At 73.2% G+C, this 23,022-nt stretch carries 19 protein-coding genes; 7 read left to right on the top strand and 12 right to left on the bottom strand.

Translation table 11 applies throughout. The features are described from left to right. Positions 1 to 44: 44 nt before the first annotated feature. Positions 45 to 848, bottom strand: coding sequence for a peptidylprolyl isomerase (locus ACWEQG_RS30110; RefSeq protein WP_452289862.1), 804 nt, complete (start codon positions 846 to 848; stop codon positions 45 to 47). Continuing rightward, positions 845 to 5,089 carry a glycoside hydrolase family 38 N-terminal domain-containing protein gene (locus ACWEQG_RS30105; RefSeq protein ID WP_452289860.1) on the bottom strand — a complete coding sequence of 1,415 codons (4,245 nt, stop codon included), beginning with the start codon at positions 5,087 to 5,089 and terminating at the stop codon, positions 845 to 847. Before ACWEQG_RS30105 ends, ACWEQG_RS30110 begins: the two co-directional genes overlap by 4 nt. Positions 5,090 to 5,266: 177 nt before the next feature. Here ACWEQG_RS30105 and ACWEQG_RS30100 point away from each other — a divergent pair, with 177 nt between their 5' ends. Further along, on the top strand, positions 5,267 to 5,560 hold the full coding sequence (locus ACWEQG_RS30100; protein WP_452289858.1) for a putative quinol monooxygenase: 294 nt from the start codon (positions 5,267 to 5,269) through the stop codon (positions 5,558 to 5,560). On the opposite strand, the gene ACWEQG_RS30095 is transcribed toward ACWEQG_RS30100, so the two are convergent. Continuing rightward, positions 5,550 to 6,257, bottom strand: coding sequence for an MBL fold metallo-hydrolase (locus ACWEQG_RS30095; RefSeq protein ID WP_452289857.1), 708 nt, complete (start codon positions 6,255 to 6,257; stop codon positions 5,550 to 5,552). The two genes, ACWEQG_RS30100 and ACWEQG_RS30095, sit on opposite strands and share 11 nt — an antisense overlap. Before the next feature lie 194 nt (positions 6,258 to 6,451). Here ACWEQG_RS30095 and ACWEQG_RS30090 point away from each other — a divergent pair, with 194 nt between their 5' ends. After that, positions 6,452 to 8,743, top strand: coding sequence for a glycoside hydrolase family 3 N-terminal domain-containing protein (locus ACWEQG_RS30090; RefSeq protein WP_452289855.1), 2,292 nt, complete (start codon positions 6,452 to 6,454; stop codon positions 8,741 to 8,743). 31 nt (positions 8,744 to 8,774) lie between these two features. Here the strand turns inward: ACWEQG_RS30090 and ACWEQG_RS30085 are convergent, their stop codons facing one another. The 4 genes from ACWEQG_RS30085 to ACWEQG_RS30070 all read right to left on the bottom strand — a co-directional run bounded on the left by ACWEQG_RS30085 (position 8,775) and on the right by ACWEQG_RS30070 (position 10,958). Next, positions 8,775 to 9,191: a DUF3592 domain-containing protein gene (locus ACWEQG_RS30085; protein ID WP_452289853.1), complete on the bottom strand. Its 417-nt coding sequence runs from the start codon at positions 9,189 to 9,191 to the stop codon at positions 8,775 to 8,777. Positions 9,192 to 9,278: 87 nt separating this feature from the next. Continuing rightward, positions 9,279 to 9,692 (bottom strand): PH domain-containing protein, encoded by a 414-nt coding sequence (locus ACWEQG_RS30080; RefSeq protein WP_363472499.1) that lies wholly within the window; start codon positions 9,690 to 9,692, stop codon positions 9,279 to 9,281. A gap of 98 nt (positions 9,693 to 9,790) precedes the next feature. Then, on the bottom strand, positions 9,791 to 10,429 hold the full coding sequence (locus ACWEQG_RS30075; RefSeq protein WP_452289851.1) for a DUF5709 domain-containing protein: 639 nt from the start codon (positions 10,427 to 10,429) through the stop codon (positions 9,791 to 9,793). Between the two features lie 37 nt (positions 10,430 to 10,466). Beyond that, a complete protein-coding gene (locus tag ACWEQG_RS30070; RefSeq protein ID WP_452289849.1) occupies positions 10,467 to 10,958 on the bottom strand; it encodes a metallophosphoesterase family protein in 492 nt (163 codons plus the stop codon). A gap of 130 nt (positions 10,959 to 11,088) precedes the next feature. On the opposite strand from ACWEQG_RS30070, the gene ACWEQG_RS30065 reads away from it, so the two are divergent. Continuing rightward, the gene (locus tag ACWEQG_RS30065) at positions 11,089 to 11,229 is read left to right on the top strand and encodes a hypothetical protein (RefSeq protein WP_169984430.1); all 141 of its coding nucleotides are present in this window, start codon (positions 11,089 to 11,091) and stop codon (positions 11,227 to 11,229) included. A gap of 99 nt (positions 11,230 to 11,328) precedes the next feature. On the opposite strand, the gene ACWEQG_RS30060 is transcribed toward ACWEQG_RS30065, so the two are convergent. The 3 genes from ACWEQG_RS30060 to ACWEQG_RS30050 form a co-directional block, all read right to left on the bottom strand. After that, a complete protein-coding gene (locus ACWEQG_RS30060; protein ID WP_452289848.1) occupies positions 11,329 to 11,778 on the bottom strand; it encodes a hypothetical protein in 450 nt (149 codons plus the stop codon). A gap of 126 nt (positions 11,779 to 11,904) precedes the next feature. Next, positions 11,905 to 12,858 carry a Ppx/GppA phosphatase family protein gene (locus tag ACWEQG_RS30055; RefSeq protein WP_452289846.1) on the bottom strand — a complete coding sequence of 318 codons (954 nt, stop codon included), beginning with the start codon at positions 12,856 to 12,858 and terminating at the stop codon, positions 11,905 to 11,907. A 94-nt stretch (positions 12,859 to 12,952) separates the two neighbouring features. Beyond that, positions 12,953 to 13,954: an NADPH:quinone reductase gene (locus ACWEQG_RS30050; protein WP_452289844.1), complete on the bottom strand. Its 1,002-nt coding sequence runs from the start codon at positions 13,952 to 13,954 to the stop codon at positions 12,953 to 12,955. Positions 13,955 to 14,059: 105 nt separating this feature from the next. Between ACWEQG_RS30050 and ACWEQG_RS30045 the strand changes: the two genes are divergently transcribed. The 4 genes from ACWEQG_RS30045 to ACWEQG_RS30030 all read left to right on the top strand — a co-directional run bounded on the left by ACWEQG_RS30045 (position 14,060) and on the right by ACWEQG_RS30030 (position 19,885). Next, positions 14,060 to 15,808, top strand: coding sequence for a RecQ family ATP-dependent DNA helicase (locus tag ACWEQG_RS30045; RefSeq protein ID WP_452289843.1), 1,749 nt, complete (start codon positions 14,060 to 14,062; stop codon positions 15,806 to 15,808). 125 nt (positions 15,809 to 15,933) lie between these two features. Beyond that, a complete protein-coding gene (locus ACWEQG_RS30040) occupies positions 15,934 to 16,317 on the top strand; it encodes a hypothetical protein (RefSeq protein WP_452289842.1) in 384 nt (127 codons plus the stop codon). A gap of 157 nt (positions 16,318 to 16,474) precedes the next feature. Continuing rightward, entirely contained in the window at positions 16,475 to 18,889 is a 2,415-nt protein-coding gene (locus ACWEQG_RS30035) for a Tex family protein (protein ID WP_452289840.1), read from the top strand. Between the two features lie 390 nt (positions 18,890 to 19,279). Continuing rightward, on the top strand, positions 19,280 to 19,885 hold the full coding sequence (locus ACWEQG_RS30030; protein WP_452289838.1) for a hypothetical protein: 606 nt from the start codon (positions 19,280 to 19,282) through the stop codon (positions 19,883 to 19,885). A gap of 86 nt (positions 19,886 to 19,971) precedes the next feature. Here the strand turns inward: ACWEQG_RS30030 and ACWEQG_RS30025 are convergent, their stop codons facing one another. Together ACWEQG_RS30025 and hutU are read right to left on the bottom strand one after the other, a co-directional pair. Then, positions 19,972 to 21,231: an allantoate amidohydrolase gene (locus ACWEQG_RS30025; RefSeq protein ID WP_452289836.1), complete on the bottom strand. Its 1,260-nt coding sequence runs from the start codon at positions 21,229 to 21,231 to the stop codon at positions 19,972 to 19,974. Further along, positions 21,212 to 23,002 (bottom strand): urocanate hydratase, encoded by a 1,791-nt coding sequence (hutU, locus tag ACWEQG_RS30020; RefSeq protein ID WP_452289834.1) that lies wholly within the window; start codon positions 23,000 to 23,002, stop codon positions 21,212 to 21,214. Before hutU ends, ACWEQG_RS30025 begins: the two co-directional genes overlap by 20 nt. Positions 23,003 to 23,022: the final 20 nt, after the last annotated feature.

Genomic DNA, 23,022 nt, shown 5'->3' with positions numbered 1-23,022 from the left:
TCCCCGGTCCCTTCGCCCGGCGGCCGCTCACGGCCGCCGCGGGCTCAGTGCCGGTGGGTGGCGTCGGGCTGTGCCGGGTCGGCGGGGTGCTCGTACCCCGGCATGAGGACGACCGAGCCGGCGTGCCGCGCGTCGAGCCACCGGGCGAAGGCCCGCTCCGCGCTCTCCTCCGCCAGCTCCGCGAGTATCCGCTCCCGCACGGACGCGTACGGCTCCCGCCGCGCCGCCTCGATCCGCTCGACGACCAGGGTCCAGGGGCCGCCGGGGCCCTGCACGGGCCCGACCGTCTCGCCCTCGCGGGCCGCGAAGACCGCGTCCTCGATCGGCCCGGCGATCTGCCCGCGCCGGACCGGCCCGAACGGACGGACCCAGCGCGTCTCCGGCGCGGTGAACCGGTCGAGGTTGCGCAGGTAATAGCCGCGCGCCTCGTCCTCCGACGGTGCGCGGCCGGCGGCGAGCGCCCGGCACACCGCCCTCGCGGCCGGCGTCGTCATCAGGACGGCGGCCGCGACGCCGCCCGCCCGGAGAGCGGCGGCCGGAGTGAGGAACAGGCCGGCGCTCTCGGACGGACCGGCGCTCTCGGGCGGGGCCGTGAGCGGGCCTGGGGGCCCCACCGGCAGGCCGAGGCGGGCCGCCTCCTGCCCGGCCAGCGTCTCGGCCACCATGACCTGCACTACCCAGCGGCGCAGATTGCGGCCCTCGGCCGTCCCCGGGTCCGGCAGCCGGGCCGCGAGCGGGCCGCCGCGCAGCAGGCGGAGCCGCCGGTCGACCTCGGCGACCGCGATCACCTCCTCCCCCACCATCGCCGCGATCACGCCACCGGCCAGGGGAGCATCCGGGCCGCTCACGGTCCGACCTCGACCTCGATCGTGTCCGTGTAGTGCAGCCACCCGGCACAGGCGATCTTCACCAGCGCCCACCAGCGGCCGGGGCGGACGCCCGGCGGCACGCGCACCGGGAAGCACACCTCCGCCTCGTCCTCGGGCGGCACGACAACGCCGGTGTTCCACTCGGGGAACATCCCGAACGTCTGCCAGGGGCTGACGAGCTGCGCCCGCACGGAAACCGGCGACCGCGCCTCCGAGCTCAGCCGGACGACGATCTCCGCCCGTTCGCCGGGCATCAGCCGCAGGTGAGGCGGGTGACCGAGACCCTCCAGCGTCACCTCCGGCCCCGGCGACCGCCGTCCGCCCTCCCCCGGCCGGAACACGTGCAGCCGGGTCACGTCCTCGTACGTCTGGCCGCCGGACTCGGTGCGCGCGGCGAGCAGATGGAGGCCTCCCTCGGCGCCGGGAGGCGGGGTGAGCCGCACCGGCACGGTGGCGTGGCCTCCCGGAGGCAGCACGTACGGCCGGACGGCGGGCGCCACCGACCAGCCCTCGGGGGCGATGAGCGTGACCACGCCCTCCGCCCGGTCCTCCGTGAGGGCGGAGGCGATGGTCAGCGTCAGGTCGACCGGCCCCCCGACGTCCACGTCGGACGGGGACAGGTGCACGGCGACCGGCAGATCGCCCATCGGCGCGGGCCCGGTGTTGTCCAGCCAGTAGCGCGTGCGGACCGGCTGGTACGGCTCGGCCCCCGGCACCTCCGGCACCTCGCGCACCTCCCGCACGGTCCCGCCGTCCGTCCCCGCGCCGTCCGTCTTCGCGCCGTCCGCGGGCGGCCCGGGACGGAGCGGAGCGACCAGTGTGACGATCTCCATGCCGTCGAGCGCGCCGGGGGCGTCGCCGGTGACGTTCTCCAGCAGGCCGGCCCGCCGCCACGCTCCCAGGGGGAGCGTCGTGGCGACCGACAGCGGGACGGTCCGGCCGCCGGCCTCGTACACGCGGGCGGTCAGCGCGGTCACCGGGCCGGGCGTCCGGCCCGAGGCGATCGGGTTCCCGGCCGCCTTGAGCGCGGTGAGGACCAGGCCGGGGCCCGTCTCCAGGAACGACCGCGACTCCCCCGCCGGCCCGTCCTCCTCCACGGTCGCGAGTAGCGGGTGGTTGACGTCGTGGCCGAGCCGTACGAGATCCGCCGCGCGCCAGTCGCCGGGGGCGGCCGCCAGGGAGCACTCGAACGTGTGCGTCCAGTGCTGGAGCTGGAAGTTCGAGCCGTCGGGCGCGGCGCGGCGCGGCGGGTCGATCCACACGCCGGACGGCCAGCCGGTGCACGACCGCATGAGCGACACGTGCAGCGCCCCCGACGGATCGACCGCGAAGCCCGGGACACCCCGGTTGATCAGCCCGATCGTGTAGTCGTCGAGACAGGTGCCGGGCTCGGACTCCGTCACCACCTCCACGGCCGAGTCGGCGAGGTCCGCGACCAGCTCCTCGACCGCCCCCTCGCCGCAGACCACGAGGACGGGAAGGTCGCGGAGGCCGGTCAGGTCCGCGCCCGGCACCCACACCTTCTCCAGCGGCTCGTCCGCCGGCACCCACAGGCGGGCCCGGCCCTCGGCGGCGAGACGCGCGCGCAGTTCCGCGGCCTCCGCGTCGTCCAGCAGCGCGGCGACGAACGGGTTCTCCTCGGGGGTGCCGACCGCGATGCGCACGTCGGGCAGGTTGGAGTCCACGGCGAGGTCGCCGTACCGGGGGCCGGGCCCGGTGGAGCACGTCGAGGTGACGCCCTGCCGGACGAGCGCCACGGCCAGCTCCTTCAGCCCCGCGGCTTCGCCACCGGGCGGCGCGACGATCTCGGCGACGCCGATCGCCCGCGCGCCGAGGGGCCGTCCGGCGGGCGAGCGCAGCACGACGCGGGCGGTGGACGACAGCGCGAACCAGTTGTGCGCGGGGTTGTCCAGCGTCCAGGGGTGCTCCGCGGAGTCCACGTCGATCAGGCCGAACCCGCGCCCGACGACGGCGCCGGCGACCTCGCTGACCGGCAGCGCCCCCGGCACGCGTACCGGCCAGCGCAGCCGGAGCAGCACGTCGGAGCCGTGGAACTCGTCCACGTGGGTGGTGAGGTCCACCCGCGGCAGCCCGTCCCACAGGGTGATCTCCTGTGTGTAGGCGACGGGCCCGATCGTGCCGGTGACCGTGATCCGCCGGCCGGCCGGGCACTCGGCGACGGTCACCTCCGCCGGGGCCCCGGCCGACCCCGTCACCCCGCCGCTCGGCACCAGATGCCAGGGGCCCTCGCCGAAACGCGGATGCGCGGGGTGCTCGTCGTAGACGAGCAGCTCGTTGCCCGTCCGCCCCCGCTGCAGCAGCTCGCGGCCCTCGACCGTGAGGCTCGACACCGTCCCGCCGCGCTCGGGGTCGACCTCCACCGCGTGCGTGGCGTTCCCGATCCGCGTCCCCTCGCGTACCACCCAGCCGATCGGGGCGGGCTCGGCGGTGGGCAGCAGCCGGAACGTCCGGTATCCGAGCGCGGGCACGGCGGCGGCGACGAAGACCGCGTCCACGGCGGCGAGACTGCCGTCGGGGTGCCGCTCGGGATGCTCCAGCAGCAACCCGCCGCCGGACTCGAGCCGCACGCCGTACGCCCCCGGCTCGGGCAGCGTCAGCCGTACGCGGACGAGGTCGGTCCTGGGCCAGGAGGAGGGGTTCCAGACGGCGACGCCGGTCAGGCCCTCGCCGAGGCGGCGCAGCGACGCGTCGAGGATCCGGCCGCCCAGGTCCCAGGCCTCCCGCCAGCCCGTCATCAGGTCCAGGTAGACCTGGTCCGACTCCGATCCGGTGATGCCGTCGTGGTGCGCGCCGTACGCGATCTGCCGCCAGGCCTTGTCGAGGGCGGCGTGCGGGTAGGGCGCGCCGAGGGTCGCGGTGGCGACGGCGGCGAACTTCTCGGCGTCGGCGAGCCGCGTCTCGGCGTGCCGCTGGGCCTGCTTGGTGTCGATGTACGACACGTCCTTGCCGGTGTAGACCGGGTTCATGTCCCGCGTCTGCGGCGTCAGGCGGACGCCCTCCTCCCGCACGGCGGCGAAGAACTGCCGCGGCAGCCCGCAGACGAACCGGGGCGAGACGTAGCGGCGGTTCCAGTCACGCTGGATCTCCATGACCCACTTGTTGGGCGGGGTGTAGTCGGTGCCGACGGGCAGCAGCACGTTGCGGGTCGCGGCGACCTTCTTGAGCAGCGTGAACAGCTCGTAGACCGCGGCCTCGGCCTGCTCCAGCGTCGGCGCGGAGTCCATCCACCACCCGGCGCTGTAGTGGGCCGGCATGTAGTGGGTGGTCACCCCGCGCCCCGACGGCGACACCCACTCGAACTCCGAGGGGAACTGCATCACCGACGGGTCGCCCCAGCCGCCGCCGGCGAGCATCGGGCCCCACTGGTGGTACGGCCCGCGCGCCCACGAGCTGGAGGTCAGCCCCGCCTCGGCGGCCAGCCCGGGGAACTGCGGATCGTGCCCGAACGCGTCGAGCTGCCAGGCCGTCGCCGGATCGCCGCCGAGCACGTCGCGCTGGAACCCGATCCCGTGGACGATGTTGCGGATCGTCGCCTCGGGCCCGGTCAGGTTGGTGTTCGGCTCGTTGTAGGTGCCGCCCATGATCTCCAACCGGCCCTCGGCGAGCAGGCGGCGCAGGTACGCCCGGTCCTCGGGATGGGCGTTCCAGTACGGCTTCAGGTAGTCGACCTCGGCGAGCACGAACGTGTAGCCCGGCTCCCTCCTGGCGGTCTCCAGGTGAAGCCGGACGAGGTCGAACCCCGCGTGCTGGAACTCCTGCCGGTTCGCCTGCGCCGCGCCGCCCGCGTGGTCCCAGGTGGCGGTGTAGGCGGCCTGGGTGTTCCACCACACGGGGTCGTAGTGGAAGTGGGGGATCATCCAGACCGTCCAGCCCGGCTCGGACACGAGCAGCTCCCCCTCAGCCGTGCACCGCTCCCGGCCGGCGGCGGCCCGCACGGTGATCGGGACGCGTGCGCCCGGGACGGCGGCGGGCGCGGCGACCTCCACGGGGACCTCGACGACCACGGGCACCCCCACCACCATGCCGGGGGGACCTCCGTCCGCCCTGTGCTCGCCCCGCACCCCCGGGCCGGTCACCTCGACCACCGGGGACGCGTCGTCCGGCACCTCGCCGAGGACGACCCGGACCACCTGGCGCGGGCCCTCGCCGGAGGCCGGACGGACGAACAGCTCGGTGGACTCGACGGCGGTGACGCGCATGCGCACCCCTAACTGCGGCTCCCCACGGCGGCCGCTGGGGGGACAGGTGACGGTCGAGACATCCCCCGCCCGCGCGGGCCTCACCCATGTGATCTTCGCAAGGCGCGCCGCCGGGGACAGTGCCGTACGCTGACCATGATCAGCGATCAGCCGTCCCGCCCGAGAGGAGACCCGACGATGTCGGTGTGCGTGGCGATCCTGCAGGCCAAGCCCGAGCACGCGGACGAGGTGGAGGCGGCCGTGCGCGGCATCGCCGCCGCCACCCGCGACGAGAAGGGCGCCCTGGCCTTCGTGCTCCACCGGCAGGGCCCGGACAAGTTCATCATCTACGAGAAGTACGTCGACGACGACGCCCGCGAGGCCCACTTCGCCACGCCGTACGTCTCGGGTCTGGTGGCCCGGTTCGGGGAGCTGCTCGTCGCCGAGCCGCAGATCGAGTTCGCCGAGGAGCTGACGGGTTTCATCCGCTGAGGCGGGCCGCGGCCTCCCCGAGGAGGCCGGAGGCGCCCTCGGTGACGGGCTCGCCGTGCCCGAAGCAGGCGATCTCGACGTCGAGGGCCGCCTGCCGCGCGAAGGAGGCGACCGCGCCGGCCGGGTCGGCGTTGAACACGCCCAGGATGACCTGCCCGTCGGGGGTGCGCGCGATCGTGTCGCCGGTGAACAGCACCCCCGCCTCCGGCAGGTGGAGCGCGAGGCTGCCCGGAGTGTGACCGGGGACGGCGAGCACGTGCGCCGCGCCGCCGAAGTCCAGTGTGTCGCCGTCGTCCAGCTCGCGGTCGACGCGCACGGGCGGCGCGGGCACCTGCGGCATGCCCTCGTGCACCCGGTCCCACAGCTCCCGCTCCCAGCCGGACAGGATCGGCGGGGGCCCCGCGGCCTCGCCCCGGATGTACGGCGCGTCGTCGCGGTGGGCGTACACGGTGACGTCACCCCAGGACGCGACCTCGGCGGCCGAGCCGGTGTGGTCCTCGTGGAAGTGGGTCAGCACCAGCCGCCGCACGTCGGACGGGGCGTGCCCGAGCGATCGGACGGCCTGCTCGATGAGCGGCGCGGAGCCGGGCAGCCCGGAGTCGATCAGCGTGAGGCCGTCGGGATCGCGCCACAGGTAGACGTGGCCCACGGGGAAGCGCAGGAAGTAGAGGTGGGGAAGCAGTCGCACCAGGTCCATGTGGCGACGTTAGAGCGATCGCGCCTCCCGTCCGCGTGATCTTCGCTCGCAGCGGATCCGCCCGCGGCGGAAGCCGGGCCGCGCGACGTGAAAGTTTCCTCGCGCGTGGCTGGTGGCGAGTGTCCGGGAGTCGTGTCGATTGACCCGAATTCCCGCCGATTCCTACGGTCGGCAGGAATTTCGAGGGAGGAACCATGACATCCCGGCTGAGGCCCGTCTGGGTCACCGCGCTCGTGGCGCTGCTCGCCGCGGCGCTGAGCGTCGTCTTCACCGCCGATCGCGAAGCCGCGCGGGCGGCGGACGCACCGTACAAGGATCCCGCCCTTCCGGTGGCGGCGCGGGTGGACGACCTGCTGTCCAGGATGTCGCTGGACGACAAGGTCGGGCAGATGACCCAGGCCGACCGGTCTGCCCTGACGACGATCTCCGACGTCGCGACGTACCGGCTCGGCTCGATCCTGTCCGGCGGCGGCTCGGCGCCCTCGCCGAACACCGCCTCGTCCTGGGCCGACATGTACGACAACTTCCAGCGGCAGGCGCTGTCCACCCCGCTCGGCATTCCGATGATCTACGGGGTCGACGCCGTGCACGGCCACAACAACGTCGTGGGCGCCACGATCTTCCCGCACAACATCGGGCTGGGGGCGGCCCGCGACCCCGACCTGACGGAGCGGGTCGGGCGGGCGACGGCCGAGGAGGTGTCGGGCACCGGGATCGACTGGACCTTCGCGCCCTGCCTGTGCGTGGCCCGCGACGACCGCTGGGGCCGGACGTACGAGTCCTTCGGCGAGGACCCGCAGCTCGTCACCCAGATGACGACGATCGTGGACGGCTTCCAGAAGGCCGGGAACGCCTCCATCCTCGCCACCGCCAAGCACTACGTGGGCGACGGCGGCACCACGGGCGGCAGGGACCAGGGCAACACCGAGCTGAGCGAGGCCGACCTGCGCGCGATCCACCTCGCGCCGTTCAGGGCCGCCGTGCAGCGCGGCGTGGGCAGCGTGATGGTCAGCTACAGCAGCTGGAACGGCACCAGGATGCACGGCAACAAGTACCTGATCACGGACGTGCTGAAGGGCGAGCTCGGCTTCACCGGCTTCGTGGTGACCGACTGGGCGGGCATCGACCAGCTCGACGGCCAGACCGGCTTCACCGCGAGCGAGATCACCACCTCGATCAACGCGGGCGTCGACATGGTCATGGTGCCGACCGACTACAAGAAATTCGTCTCGCTGCTCAAGCAGGAGGTGCAGGCCGGGCGCATCGCGATGTCGCGGATCGACGACGCCAACCGGCGCATCCTGACCGAGAAGTTCAAGCTGGGACTGTTCGAGAAGCCGCTGACCGACCGCTCCTACACCTCCACCGTGGGCAGCGCGGCGCACCGCGCCGTGGCCCGCGAGGCCGTACGCAAGTCGCTGGTCCTGCTGAAGAACGCGGGCAACGTGCTCCCGCTCGGCAAGAGCGGCGGCAAGATCTTCGTGGCCGGCAAGAGCGCCGACGACATCGGCAACCAGAGCGGCGGCTGGACGATCAGCTGGCAGGGCTCGTCCGGGAGCACCACCACCGGCACCACCATCCTGCAGGGCATCCGCGACGCCGTCGGCTCCGGCACGCAGGTCACCTACAACCGCGACGGCAGCGGCATCGACTCGTCCTACCGCGCGGCGATCGCCGTCGTGGGCGAGACGCCGTACGCGGAGGGACGGGGCGACCGGACCGGGTCGATGGGCCTGGACTCGACCGACCTGGCCACGCTGCAGCGGCTCAAGGCGTCCGGCGTGCCGCTGGTGGTCGTGCTCGTCTCCGGCCGGCCGCTGGACATCGCCGGTCAGCTCGACCAGTGGAACGCGCTGGTGGCGGCCTGGCTGCCGGGCACCGAGGGCCGCGGCGTGGCCGACGTGCTGTTCGGCGATCACGCCCCCACGGCGAAGCTGCCGATGACCTGGATGCGCAGCGCCGACCAGCAGCCGATCAACGCGGGAGACGGCAAGCAGGCGCTGTTCGAGTACAGCTTCGGGCTGACGTACACAAGCTCCAGCCCGTCCCCGTCGCCCTCTCCGTCCCCCAGCCCGTCGCCTTCGCCCTCCCCGTCCCCGTCACCCTCGCCGTCGCCCAGCCCGTCGCCCAGCCCGTCGCCCAGCGCCAGCCCTTCGGCGCCGTCCGGCGGGTGCGTGGTGACGTACAAGGTGAACGACTGGGGCAGCGGGTTCACCGCGGACGTGACGATCACCAACAGGTCGTCGAGCCCGGTCGACGGGTGGAGGCTCCAGTGGACCTACGCCGGCAACCAGAAGGTCACCGGCTACTGGAACTCGACGGTCACCCAGTCGGGCCAGCAGGTCACCGCGTCCAACGCCACCTGGAACGGGACCATCGGCGCGGGCGGCGGCACGGCGAGCTTCGGCTTCCAGGGGTCCTACAGCGGCGCCAACGCCGCCCCCGCCGCGTTCACGCTCAACGGGACGGCCTGCGCCACCGGATGACGGCGCCCCGAGGGGGCGGGGACGCCGCGGCTCAGAACGTCTGGACCAGCGCCACCCCCGCCCCCGCGGCGAACAGCACTATGCCGACGGCGAGGAAGATGCCGCCGAGGAGCGTTCCACTGCCCGCCGCGCTGTCGATCCGGATCCGCGTCGGCTTGGCCGGGTCGTACAGCACCAGGACCTCCTCACCCGGCCGGGCGGGCGGCGGGTTGCTCCCGTAGGTGGTCTCGGCCTCGACCTGCTGGCCGTACATCGTGGTGAAGCGGATCGTGGGGTAGTAAACGGTCCCGTCGTCGGACCGGCTCGCCCGCAGCCCCACGACCAGGCCGGAGGTGCGCTGCGCCCGGCGGCGGAACTCCCTCGCGTTCATCGTGATACCGCCGCCGATGAGGCCGAAGAGGAGTCCGATGCCCGAAAGGATCAGGGTGATGAGAGCGGTTTGTGACACGATCGGACTTTAGGGCCCCGCGCTTGCGATGGGCTTGCACCGTTCCCAAACCGCGACCGTCCCGCACCGCGACGGCGCGCGTACGGATCAGGGACGCATCCGCATGAGCGTCTCGGCCACGTCGACGACCGGCTCACCGAGGTCGAAGCGGCTGAACAGATGGATCTGCTCGCCGGCGTCGATCTCCAGCAGCTCGGTCGTGAGGCCGTAGCGGCGGTGGGAGTCCACCCGGATGCGGTCCACATCGTTCCAGGAGATGCGTTCCCGCCCGGCGATCCCCGAGACGACCAGCCCGTCCTCCCCCGCCGCGAGCCGCACCGGCGCGACCAGGTCGCGGCCGGTCAGCAGGCCGATCCCCAGGGCCGCCACGCCGGCGAGGAAGAGCTGCGCGCCGTCGCCGGCGACCGCCAGCACACCGCACAGCACGGTGCCCCCGGCCTTCAGCGCAACGATCCCGCGCGGCACCCGCCATTCGTGCCGCGGCTCCTCAACTCCCGCCATCGAGGCAGCGTAACCAATGTGAGGTCCTTTCGCGGCTCCTTCTCCGCCGCTCGCGCCCCGCGGCGGCGGCCCGGCCCCCCGGCCGCCGCCGTCTCCCCCTACGGTGTCTCGTCCTCCACGCGCATCGCCTGCTCCTCCGCCGTGTAGCCGCCGAGGTCGGGCCCCACGTCCTCGGCGATCAGGTCCTTCTCGGTGTCCACACCCATGCCGCCGTCCGGATCGACGAGCCGGCCGGCCCGGCCGGGTTCGCCGGTGCCGTACCTGCCCGGCTGGGCCGGGTCGACGGTCGCGTAGTCCGCCGCGTCGCCCGATCCGTATCCGCCGGCCTCGTCTCCGGTGCCGGTCCCGTACCCCTCGTACGGCTGGTCGCCACCCTCGCCGAGGACGTCGGCCTGGGCGCCGGAGGAGTAGGCGAGCTCGTCCTCGGAGGAGTCGAGCAGCTCGTCGTCGGCCTCCCCGGTCTTCTCCTCGCCGCGGCCCTCGGGCCCGGCCTGCGTGCCGAACCGGACGTCCAGGTCCGGTTCCTCGCGGGACAGGCGCAGGTCGTGGGACTCGCCCTCGCGCATCTCCGTGGTCGTGGTGCCGTACTCGTCGAGGCCCAGGGGCCGGTCGCCGGGCAGCGGCATCTCCTGCGGATCCTCGGCCCACTGCTGCCCGGGCGTGCCCTCCTGCAGGTCCGGAATGCCTTCGTCCTCGAACCGCGAACGCGGGTCGGGCTGTGGTCTGTTCTCTCTCATAACGGCCCCATGCCCCGCCGTGCGGCCCTTAGGCAGGTCAGGTGACGGGGACGATCTCGGCGCGCCGCAGCAGGCCGTCCTCGACATCGAGGACGCCGATGGTGCCGTGCGGCTGGCGGCGGCGGTCGGTGGGCGAGCCGGGGTTGAACACCCGCACCCCGTCGCCGGTCACGTCCATGGGGATGTGCGAGTGGCCGAAGACGACCAGATCGGCGTCCGGGAACCGGCGCCGCATCCGCCCGGTCCGCCCGGCGGCCTGTCCGCTGTCGTGGATCATCGCCACCCGGAGTCCGCCGAGGTCGAGTTCGAGCGTCTCGGGGGCGCCCCAGGCCGCGACGTCCGGGCCGTCGTTGTTGCCGAGCACCGCGTGGACCCGGGCGTACGCGGACAGTTCCACCAGGACGTCCGCGGTGCAGACGTCGCCGGCGTGCAGGATAAGGTCCGCCCTCCGCAGGTGCTCGGCGACCGCGGGCGGGCAGGACTTCCAGCGCCGCGGCGCGTGGGTGTCCGCCAGCACGACGACCTTCACCGTTCCATCTTCCCCCAGGAGAAGAGGTGCCAAATCACGTTTTCGGGGAATAGAGATCAGGTCCCGCACGACCCTCACGCCCTGCACCCCTACACCGGTCTCCCCCGGCCGGTCCCGCTCGGGAGGAACGATGAGCAGGCAGATCGCCGACGGCTTCCAGGCCCCCACCCTGTCCGAGCTCGAGGCACGCGTACGCGGGCTGGAGACCCAGGTCGCCCACCTCACCGAGCTGGTCAAGACGTTGTCCGGGCAGAACCGGGAGAGCCGCTGACGGCGCCTCCGCCCGGACGCATGCCGCCCGGAACGACGACGTCCCCGCCAGGGAGAACCTGACGGGGACGCCGGCGTGGGCCTCTCCTGACGGCGACGGTTACGCGCGACGCGCGGAGGCGGCGACGGCCCGGATCTTCCGGTTCGCGCCCCGGCCCGCCGCGTGCCCGCTCACGTGCCCGTCGCCGGACCCGTTCGCGGACTTGCCGGCGGATCCGATCACGGACCCCTTCTCGGATCCGTTCACAGATCCGTTCACAGACCCCTTTTCGGATCCGTTCGCGGGCCCGCTCCCGGACGCCTGACCGGACCGGTTCGCCGGCGCACCGGCCTCCCGGGCCTCGGCGGCGCGGGAGTCCCGCGCGCGCCCGTCCGTGCCCGTGCCCGTGCCCGCCGGGACGGACATGGCCCGTCCGTAGGACTCGCGCCCGGTGCTCACCGCCATCACGCCCAGCCAGGCGAGGGTCGCGACCGCGATCGCCACCACCGCTGCGAGCACCAGCACCGCCACCGCCGCCAGGGAGACCACGGCTCCCAGCAGCTCCACCATTGAGATTCCTCCAGAGGTCGACCCCGATTACGGCACTCCGGCGGCCGGTGGAAGACCACCCGCCACATGAGGGAACGGAAATTGCCGGATATTGGTGCCTTGCCCCGTTTGGATGACCCTCATACCTTACTGATCGGCCACCGGGGGCCTGCCCATGGGCAGGCCGTCGAGTCTGCGCAGGATCACGCCCTCCCGCAGCGCCCACGGGCAGATCTCCAGCACCGGCAGCTCGAACAGGTCCATCGCGGCGTCCGCGACGACCGCGCCGGCGAGAAGCTGCGCGGCCCGCCCGGCTGACACGCCCGGAAGCTCCGCCCTGCGGGCCGCCGGCATCGCCGCCAGCCGGGCCGTCCACTCGACCAGGTCCTCGTGCGCCAGCGTCCGCTTGACGTACGGGCCCTCGCCCGACGAGGCCGCCCCCGCGATGCGCGCGAGCTGGCGGAAGGTCTTGGACGTGGCGACCGCGTGGTCGGGCCTGCCGTACCTGGCGACCGCCCCGGCGGTCCGCCCGATCTCGGTGCGCACGTGCCGGCGCAGCGCGCGGAGCTCCTCCGGGCCGGGCGGGTCGGCGGTGAACCAGTCGCGGGTGAGCCGTCCCGCCCCGAGCGGGAGAGAGACCGTGACGTCGGGCTCCTCGTCGATGCCGGAGGCGATCTCCAGCGAGCCGCCCCCGATGTCGGTCACCAGCAGCCGCCCGGAGGACCAGCCGAACCAGCGGCGCACGGCCAGGAACGTCAGCCTGGCCTCGTCGTCCCCCGACAGCACCTGGATGTCCACCCGCGTGTCGGCCTTGATCTGGGCCAGCACGTCCTCGCCGTTCACCGCGTCACGCACCGCCGAGGTGGCGAAGGCGACCAGGTCCTCCACGCCCTTGTCCTCGGCGATGCGGGCCGCTTCACGCACGAAGGCCCCGAGCCGCGCCGCGCCCTCCTCGCTGAGCCTGTCGCCGTCGACGAGATGCTCGGCCAGCCGCAGCTCCTCCTTGTGGGAGAACGCGGGGAGGGGCCGGGCACCCTGATGCGCGTCCATCACCAGCAGGTGCACCGTGTTGGAACCGACGTCCAGGACTCCGAGTCGCATGCTCCCGACGGTACCGCCCGCCCGGGCAAGATCCTCGCCTCCCGGCCTCACTCGGGTCCTCACTGGGGCCTCAGTGGGGGCCTCAGCGGGGGCCTCACTCGGGCGCGACGTCCACGAGCACCTTGCCGACCACGCCCGACTCGACCGCGTCGTGGGCGTCCGCCGTACGCTCCAGCGGGTAGTGGTGGAGGGGCAGCCCGGCCTCCTCCCCCACCCGCAGCGCGCCCGCCTCGACCACCGCGCGCACGTCGGCCACGGCGGCGTCCTTGGCGGCCTCGGGCACCGTGTAGACGAGGACGAACTGGTAGCGGACGTTGCGGGTGAACAGCTCGCGGACCGGCAGCGTGACCTCGTCTCCCCCGTTGTTCGCGTACACCGCGACCACTCCCTGCGGCGCGGTGACCGCCGCGTCGAGCGCGGCGTTGGGCGCGGGCGCGACCTCCACGACGATGTCGGCGCCGCCGGGCGCGACGCCGCGGATCTCCGCCACCGGATCGCCGGTGCGGTAGTTCACGACGTGGTGCGCCCCTGCGGCCCGGGCCAGCGCCGCCTTCTCCGGCCCGCTGACGGTGGTCACCACGGTCGCCCCGGCCCAGCGGGCGAGCTGGATCGCGGCGTTGCCCACGGCGCCGGCGCCGCCCGCGACCAGGACGGTCCTGCCGTCGAGGGCCCCGGGGGCGAGCCGGTCCGGCCCGCCGTCGGCCACGGTCAGGCAGCGGTGCGCGGTCAGCGCGGGGATGCCGAGACTCGCGCCGAGGTCGAGGGAGGCCCCGTCCGGCAGCGGCACGACCTGCCGCTCGGGCAGCACGACGTACTCCTGGGCGGTGCCGTCCGGCCTCCCCCAGGCGGCCTCCCACACCCATACGCGGTCCCCCGGGGACACCCCCGTCACGCCCGGTCCGGCGGCGTCCACGATCCCGGCGCCGTCCTGGTCGGGCACGACCTCGGGATGGCTCAGCGTGCCGCGCCGCGCCTTCCAGTCGGTGGGATTGACCCCGGACCGCACCACCCGTACGCGGACTTCTCCGGGTCCCGGCTCGGGCACCGGCCGTTCGGCCACGCGCAGGACTCCGCTGTCACCGGTCTCGGAATACACGATCGCTCTCATACGAGCGGTAAGCGCCCGGTCCGCGCGGCTATTCCGGTTCGGCCCTTTCCTCCGGGGTAGTTGCAGGCCGATCGGGCGAGGGAGTGCGATGGCATGAGCGTCAGGCAGAGGTATGGGGGCCTGTCCGGCGGACGACCCGGTGACAGGCTCGGCGGCGCCGGGGGCGGCTGGTCGCGGGACTGGTCGGGAAGCTGGGCCGGAGGCTGGGCCGGGGGCCGCTTCGGCCGGCGGTTCGGGCGCAGGGGCAGGCGCCTGCGGGCCACTGCCAGGGACGCCTTCGGGTGGCAGCAGCTGCGGCCCGGCCAGCAGGAGGCGATGGAGCTCCTGCTCGCGGGGCGCGACGTGCTGCTGGTGATGCCGACCGGCGGCGGCAAGTCGGCCGTCTACCAGGTGCCCGGGTTGCTCCTGGAGGGCCCGACGGTCATCGTGTCCCCGCTCATCGCCCTGCAGCGCGACCAGGTCATGGGCCTGCTCAAGGCGGGGGCCGCGGGCGCGGTCGCGGTCAACTCGACCGGCTCGGTCGAGGCGGGCCTCGACCAGGTCAGCGCGGGCGACGCCGAGTACGTGTTCCTGTCGCCGGAGCAGCTCGCCAAGCCCGAGGTGGTCGAGCGGCTGGCCGCGGCCCGGCCGTCGCTGATCGCCGTGGACGAGGCACACTGCGTGTCCGCCTGGGGCCACGACTTCCGGCCGGAGTACCTGCGGCTCGGCAAGGTCATCGAGCGTCTCGGGCATCCTCCGGTGATCGCGATGACGGCCACGGCCGCGCCGACCGTGCGCGAGGAGATCATCGAATCGCTCGGCCTGACCGGGGCGCAGCAGATCGTCCGGGGATTCGACCGGCCCAACCTCAACCTCGAGGTCCAGCGGTTCACCGACGACGACGACAAGCGCACGAGCCTGGCCGACCACGCCGCCGGGCTGGACGGCGTCGGGCTGGTCTACGTGGCGACCCGGCGCCAGGCCGAGGAGTACGCGGAACTGCTGAAGGAGCGGGGCCGCCGGGCGGAGGCGTACCACGCGGGGATGAAGTCGAAGGATCGCCGCCGCATCCACGAGCGGTTCCAGGACGACGACCTCGACACCGTCGTGGCGACCTCGGCGTTCGGGATGGGCATCGACAAGCACGACGTGCGCTACGTGCTGCATGCCGCGCCCCCCGAGTCGCTCGACGCGTACTACCAGGAGATCGGCCGGGCGGGCCGGGACGGGAACCCGGCCGACGCCGTGCTGTTCTACCGGACCGAGGACCTGGGGCTGCGCAAGTTCTTCTCCGGGGGCCGGGCGGACGAGAACCTGATGCGGCGGATCGCGACGCTGGTCCACGAGCACGGCGGCGAGGTGGCCGCCGCCGACCTGCGCGAGCTCCTCGACATCGGGGCGGCCAGACTGACCTCGCACGTCAACCTGCTGGAGCGGGCCGGCGCCTTCGAGGTCTCCCACGGCGGCGCCCTGCGCTACGCGCCGGACGGCCCGTCGCCGGACGAGGCCGCCGCCCGCGCGGCGGAGATCGACGACATCCGGCACCGGATGGAGGACTCCCGGCTGGAGATGATGCGCGGCTACGCGGAGACGACCGGCTGCCGGCGCCGGTTCCTGCTGGAGTACTTCGGCGAGCCGTACGAGCGGTCGTGCGGCGACTGCGACACCTGCCGCTCCGGGACCGTGACCCCGCCGGAGGCCGGCGAGGGGCCGTTCCCCATGCACGCGGACGTACGGCACGCGGAGTGGGGGCACGGGATAGTGATGAGCCGTGAGCAGGACCGGATCACGGTGCTGTTCGACTCCGTGGGCTACAAGACGCTGGCGCTCGGCGTGGTCGACGAGCTGCTCGAGGTGGTCTGACGGACCTCGCGGTTCGCCAGACCCGCTGGGCAATCATTACCGATCGCGGCCTTGATCCCACTTGCAGTGGTTTCACCACCTGTTGAGACTCGAAGACGGAGGTCGTGAGTTCGGGGGTGGGACCGGTGCGTGAGGGAGTCAGTACCAGGGAGACGTGGCCGTTCGAGTGCCTGCACTGCCTGCGGGTCTGGGAGGAGGAGTACGTCGTCCACCGCAGGGACGACGAGCACGGCAACGACGTCGTCGTGTGGACCCGGGAGGGTGTGGCCGTGCAGCCGCCCTGGTCGGGGATGACCTGCCCCGGGTGCGGCTGCGGGACCGTGACCACGTTCCCCACCGGCTACCTGGCGCACCATCCGGAGATCGCGCTCGGCCGTCCGGCTCTGGAGATGCCCGTGGAGGAGGAGTCCTCCCGAGGCGGATGGTGGTTCACGTCGCACGGCCTGATCACGCTCGTGCTCCTGCTGCCGGCCGGTCTCGGCCTGTACGAGAGGATCACGGCGCGCTGAGCCGCCCCGCCCAGGAGTTCGCGGACGTCACCCGAGGATTCCGAGGCCGCGCGGGAGGGTGCCGATGTCCGGGTAGGGCGTTGTCCACAGGTGGCACGAGGGGACCCGGCGGATCCGGCAGAATGAGAGCCCTCCCGGAAGAAGGCGGATCAGGATCGTGACGACGTCCATTCAGCAGCGGATCGCCGAAGAGCTCGGCGTGCGCGAGAGCCAGGTCACCGCGGCCGTCGACCTGCTCGACGGTGGGGCGACGGTGCCGTTCATCGCCCGCTACCGCAAGGAAGCCACCGGTGCGCTCGACGACGCTCAGCTGCGCACGCTGGAGGAGCGGCTGCGTTACCTGCGCGAGCTGGAGGAGCGGCGGGCGGCCATCCTCGACTCGATCCGCTCCCAGGGCAAGCTCGACGAGGCCCTGGAAGCGCGGATCATGGAGGCCGACTCCAAGGCCCGGCTGGAGGACATCTACCTGCCCTTCAAGCCCAAGCGCCGGACCAAGGCGCAGATCGCCAGGGAGGCGGGGCTGGAGCCGCTGGCGGACGCGCTGCTGGCCGACCCGTCGCTGGACCCCCAGGCGACCGCGGAGGGATACGTACGCGAGGGCGTGGCCGACGCCGCCGCGGCGCTGGAGGGCGCCAGGGCCATCCTGGTCGAGCGCTTCGCCGAGGACGCCGACCTCATCGGCGATCTGCGGGAGCGGATGTGGTCCCGAGGCCGGCTCGTCTCCCAGGTACGGGAGGACAAGCAGGAGTCCGGGGCCAAGTTCTCCGACTACTTCGACTTCTCCGAGCCCTTCACCCGGCTGCCCTCGCACCGCATCCTCGCGATGTTCCGGGGCGAGAAGGAGGAGGTGCTCACGCTCACCCTCGATCCGGAGGCCGAGGAGCCGAACGACTACGAGGCGCGGATCGCGCGGCGTTTCGGCATCTCCGACCAGGGCCGCCCGGCCGACAAGTGGCTGCTCGACACCGTGCGCTGGGCCTGGCGGACGCGCGTCCTCGTCCATCTGGGCATCGACCTGCGCACCCGGCTGTGGCAGGCGGCCGAGGAGGAGGCCGTGCGGGTGTTCGCGGCCAACCTGCGCGACCTGCTGCTCGCCGCTCCCGCCGGGGCGAGGCCGACGATGGGCCTCGACCCGGGCCTGCGCACCGGGGTGAAGGTCGCGGTCGTGGACGGCACCGGCAAGGTCGTGGCCACCGAGACGATCTACCCGCACGAGCCCAGGCGGCAGTGGGACCAGTCGCTCGCGGTGCTGGCCCGGCTGGCCGCCGAGCACAAGGTGGAGCTGGTCGCGATCGGCAACGGCACCGCGTCGCGGGAGACCGACAAGCTCGCCGCCGAGCTGGTCAAGCACATGCCGAACCTCACGAAGATCATGGTTTCGGAGGCCGGGGCCTCGGTGTACTCCGCGTCGGCCTACGCCTCGCAGGAACTGCCCGGTCTCGACGTCTCGCTGCGCGGCGCGGTATCGATCGCCCGGCGGCTGCAGGACCCGCTGGCCGAGCTGGTCAAGATCGACCCCAAGTCCATCGGCGTGGGCCAGTACCAGCACGACGTGTCCGAGGTGAAGCTGTCGCGCTCGCTCGACGCGGTCGTGGAGGACTGTGTGAACGCGGTGGGCGTGGACGTCAACACCGCGTCCGCCCCGCTGCTGACCCGGGTTTCCGGCATCAGCGCCGGACTGGCGGAGAACATCGTCGCGCACCGGGACGCCAACGGGCCGTTCCGCTCCCGGACCGGCCTGAAGGGCGTGCCGCGGCTCGGACCGAAGGCGTTCGAGCAGTGCGCGGGCTTCCTGCGCATCCCGGGCGGCGACGACCCGCTCGACGCCTCCAGCGTCCACCCGGAGGCGTATCCGGTTGTGCGCCGCATCCTCGACTTCAGCAAGAGCGACCTGCGCACGCTGATCGGCAACACCTCGGCGCTCCGCACGCTGAAGCCGTCCGACTTCGTCGACGACACCTTCGGCCTGCCGACCGTCACCGACATCCTCAAGGAACTGGAGAAGCCGGGCCGCGACCCCCGTCCGGCGTTCAAGACCGCCACCTTCAAGGACGGCGTCGAGAAGCCCTCCGACCTGTCTCCCGGCATGATCCTGGAGGGCGTCGTCACCAACGTCGCCGCGTTCGGCGCGTTCGTCGACATCGGCGTGCACCAGGACGGCCTGGTCCACGTGTCCGCGATGTCGAACTCGTTCGTGAAGGACCCACGCGAAGTGGTCAAGCCCGGCGACATCGTCCGGGTCAAGGTGCTCGACGTCGATCTCCAGCGCAAGCGCATCTCGCTCACGCTGCGCCTGGATGACGAGACGACGGGCAACGGCCGCAGGGGCGGGCCGGACGGCGAGGCCCGGGGCGACCGGCAGGGCGGCCGGCGCGGCCAGCCGCGCCAGAACGCTCCCCGTCAGAACCAGGGTGGCCAGAACCAGGGTGGCCAGAACCAGGGAAGCAGGGGCGGGTCGGGCCGCGGCAACGGGCGGGGCTCGGGCGGCGCGCCGCAGGGCGGCGCCATGGCCGAGGCCCTGCGCCGGGCTGGCCTTGCCGACCCCGGCTCCGGCGACCGCCGCTCCCGCTGACGCGCCCCTTCCGGCCCGCCCGCCCGCTCGCCCTCTCGGGCGGGCCGCCGCGGCCCGCGCCCGGTATCGCCGCGGCGAGCAGGTGGCCGGGGCGCGCCGCCGGGGGCCGCGGCCTGGACGCGTGCCGTACCGACGCGGTGCCGCCGCACCCGCTGGACGCCCTCGTCTGGGGCGTAGGGCAAGCCCCGGCTGTGTGAGGTGAGCGCCGCCCGGGCGACCGCCGGGGACGATGACGGTCGCAGGTGCTGTGGAGGTCGAGGGCGAGCACGGGCCCCCCGTCCCCGGCCGGCCGCCACGGCGCCGAAGCGAAACCCGCCGACGGCCCGGGCTCCGGGAGAGAACGAACGCGGCAGCGAAATGCCCCGCGAGGCCGTGGACGCGGGGCACAGGGTGATCAGGCTCGACGGACGGTCGTTTTCGTCACTGCTGTTGTTGTTGCTGTTGCTGTTGCTGTTGCTGTTGCTGTTGCTGTTGCTGTTGCTGTTGCTGTTGCTGTTGCTGTTGCTGTTGCTGCTGCTGTTGCTGCTGCTGTTGCTGCTGTTGTTGCTGCTGCTGTTGCTGCTGTTGCTGCTGTTGTTGCTGCTGTTGTTGCTGCTGTTGCTGCTGTTGCTGCTGTTGTTGTTGCTGCTGTTGTTGCTGTTGTTGCTGTTGCTGCTCCGGACGGAGGCGCTCACGATCGCGCCTGCGGCATTCGCCGCCCGGACAGTCCCCCGTCGTCGACGACGGCCGGATGACGTGTTCGGTCGTGCCGGAGGCGCTGACGGGCTGCGTCTGCATCGTGACAGGGACGACGAGGGCCGAAGCCGTCATGACGGCAGCAGCCATTGCGTTCTTGAACATGGGTATTCCTCCGTTGGCTCCGTGGTGAGAAGGCGGACGACGTCCGAATGCACGGAGCTCGAATCGATCCATCGAACCTTGGATCTGGACCCTGATTTCACGCTAGAGGCACCAAACGCCCCAGTCACCCATCAGGGAGCAAACAAGCACTGGTGACACCAGAAAGCGCGGAGCACTGTATTCGCCCAATTGAAACGTCGTTTGGTCCCTCGTACCGGGGCGAACTCCAGCTGCCGATCCGCTCAGAGACCCGCGCCGTGGCCGTCGGCGGCCGGAGCGAGCAGGTCCTCCAGAACGGCGGCGAGGGCGGCGACCCCGGCGAGGCAGTCGGCCTCCTCGGCGTGCTCGTACGGCGAGTGCGAGACACCCGTGGGGTTGCGGACGAACAGCATGGCCGCCGGGACCTCCCCTGCGAGGATGCCGGCGTCGTGCCCCGCCCCCGTGGGCAGCACGGGCGCGCCGCCGAGGACGCGCGCGACGCGGTCACGCAGTGGCGCGTCGAAGTCCACGACCGCCGTGTAGGACTCCCGGGTCACCTCGGCCTCCCCGGCCGCCCGGGCCGTCTCCTCGACGAGGCTGTCCAGCAGGGCGGCGTCGGGAGCCCGGCAGTCGAGCCACGCGGTGACCAGCGACGCGATCGCGTTGGTGCCGTTGGGCTCGACCCTGACCCTGCCGAAGGTGGCCAGCGCCCCCAGGCGCTCGGCGCCGGCGCGTGCGGCCAGCACGGCCGCCGCGTAAGCCGGCATGGGGTCGCGCCGGTCCTCCAGCCGGGTGGTCCCGGCGTGGTTGGCCTGCCCATGGAAGTCGAAACGCCAGCGGCCGTGCGGCCAGATCGCGGAGGCGACGCCGACCGGGTGCGGCGTGCCGGCGAGGTGGCGGCCCTGCTCCACGTGCAGTTCCACGAACGCGCCGATCCGCGCGAGGCGCTCGTCGTCGCGCCCGGCGGCCCCAGGGTCACATCCCGCCCGTTCCATCGCCGCCGACAGGGTGACGCCGTCCGCGTCACGCAGCGCCCCAGCCGTCTCGGGGCGGACGGCGCCGGTCATCAGCCGCGACCCCAGACAGGCCAGGCCGAACCTGGCGCCTTCCTCCTCGGTGAAGTTCACCACCGCCAGCGGCCGCTCCGGCCGCAGGCCGCGCGCCCGCAGCGCGTCGAGCGCGGCGAACGCCCCCACGACCCCCAGCGGGCCGTCGTACGCCCCGCCGTCGGGCACCGAGTCCAGGTGGGAGCCGGTCACCACGGCGTCCCCGGCCGCGGGATCGCCCAGCCAGGCCCACTGGTTGCCGTTGCGGTCGATCTCGTACGTCAGGCCTCTCTCGCTCGCCTGCCCGGCGAACCAGGCCCGGCACTCGGCGTCCGCCGCCGTCCAGGCGTGCCTGCGGTACCCGCCCGTCGCGTCGTACCGGCCGACGGGCAGCAGGTCACGCCACATGCGGCGGAAGCCGTCCGCCACCTCCTCGGGCAGGACCCGCGCCGCTCCCTCAGGCGTCGGCGTCCGCATCGGCCCGCCCCTCCCCGATCTCGACCGGCTGGGTCATCGGGACGCGTACGCCCCGCTCGCGGGCGACCTCGGCGGCCCGGTCGTACCCGGCGTCCACGTGCCGGATCACCCCCATGCCGGGGTCGTTCGTCAGCACCCGGCGGATCTTCTCCCCCGCCAGCGGCGTGCCGTCGGCGACGGTGACCTGTCCGGCGTGGATGGAACGGCCGATGCCGACCCCGCCGCCATGGTGGATCGACACCCAGGACGCGCCGGAGGCCACGTTGACCATGGCGTTGAGCAGCGGCCAGTCGGCGATGGCGTCGGAGCCGTCGAGCATGCCCTCCGTCTCCCGGTAGGGCGATGCGACCGAGCCGCAGTCGAGATGATCGCGGCCGATCACGATGGGAGCGGAGATCTCCCCGGAGGCGACGAGGTCGTTGAACCGCTCGCCGGCCCGGTCGCGCTCGCCGTATCCCAGCCAGCAGATCCGCGCGGGCAGGCCCTGGAAGCGCACCCGCTCCCCCGCCATCCTGATCCACCGGGCCAGCGGCTTGTTGTCCGGGAAGAGATCGAGGATCGCGCGGTCGGTCGTCGCGATGTCGGCCGGGTCGCCGGACAGCGCCGCCCACCGGAACGGGCCCTTCCCCTCACAGAACAGCGGCCGGATGTAGGCGGGCACGAACCCGGGGAAGTCGAACGCCCGCGCGTACCCGGCGAGGCTCGCCTCGCCCCTGATCGAGTTTCCGTAGTCGAACACCTCCGCGCCGGCGTCCTGGAAGCCGACCATCGCCTCGACGTGCCGGGCCATCGACTCGCGGGCCCGGTGGGTGAACCCCTCGGGGTCCTTGCGCGCGAGCGCGGCCATGTCCTCGAAGGCGACGCCGAGCGGCAGGTAGGCCAGCGGGTCGTGCGCGCTCGTCTGGTCGGTCACGACGTCGATCTCCGCGCCCCGGGCCAGCAGGGCGGGCACGGCCTCGGCGGCGTTGGCCACGACCCCGATCGACAGCGGGCGGCGCGCGTCCCTGGCCTCGTACGCCAGGCGCAGCGCCTCGTCCAGGCTCTCGGCCCGCACGTCGAGGTAGCGGTGGCCGATGCGGCGCTCGACGCCGCGCGGGTCGCAGTCGACGCAGATCGCCACGCCGCCGTTCATCGTGACCGCGAGCGGCTGCGCACCGCCCATGCCGCCGAGCCCGGCGGTCAGGGTGATCGTCCCGGCGAGGCTGCCGCCGAACCGCTTGGCCGCGACCGCCGCGAACGTCTCGTACGTCCCCTGCAGGATTCCCTGGGTGCCGATGTAGATCCACGAGCCGGCCGTCATCTGGCCGTACATCGTGAGCCCGAGCCGCTCCAGCCGCCGGAACTCCGGCCAGGTCGCCCAGTCGCCGACGAGGTTGGAGTTGGCGATCAGCACCCGGGGAGCCCACTCGTGCGTGGTCATCACGCCGACCGGCCGGCCCGACTGGACCAGCAGCGTCTCGTCGGCCCGCAGGGTGGTGAGCTCGCGCACGATGGCGTCGTACGACGGCCAGTCGCGGGCCGCCTTGCCGCTGCCGCCGTAGACGACGAGCCGTTCCGGGTGCTCGGCGACCTCGGGGTCGAGGTTGTTCATCAGCATGCGCAGCGCGGCCTCCTGCTGCCAGCCGCGCGTGTTGAGCGTGGTGCCGCGCGGAGCCCGGACGGGTGCGCGGTCGGGAGCCCGGTCGAGGGCTTGGTTGGAGGCCCGGTTGAGGGCACTGTTGGGGGCGCTGTTGGGGGCCCGGTTGGGGGCGCTGTCACCGTCGTCAGCCACGAGTCCTCCTCCCACCCGCG

The organism is Microbispora sp. NPDC004025 (genome assembly GCF_053604425.1).
This window is presented reverse-complemented; position numbering and strand designations above follow the sequence as displayed.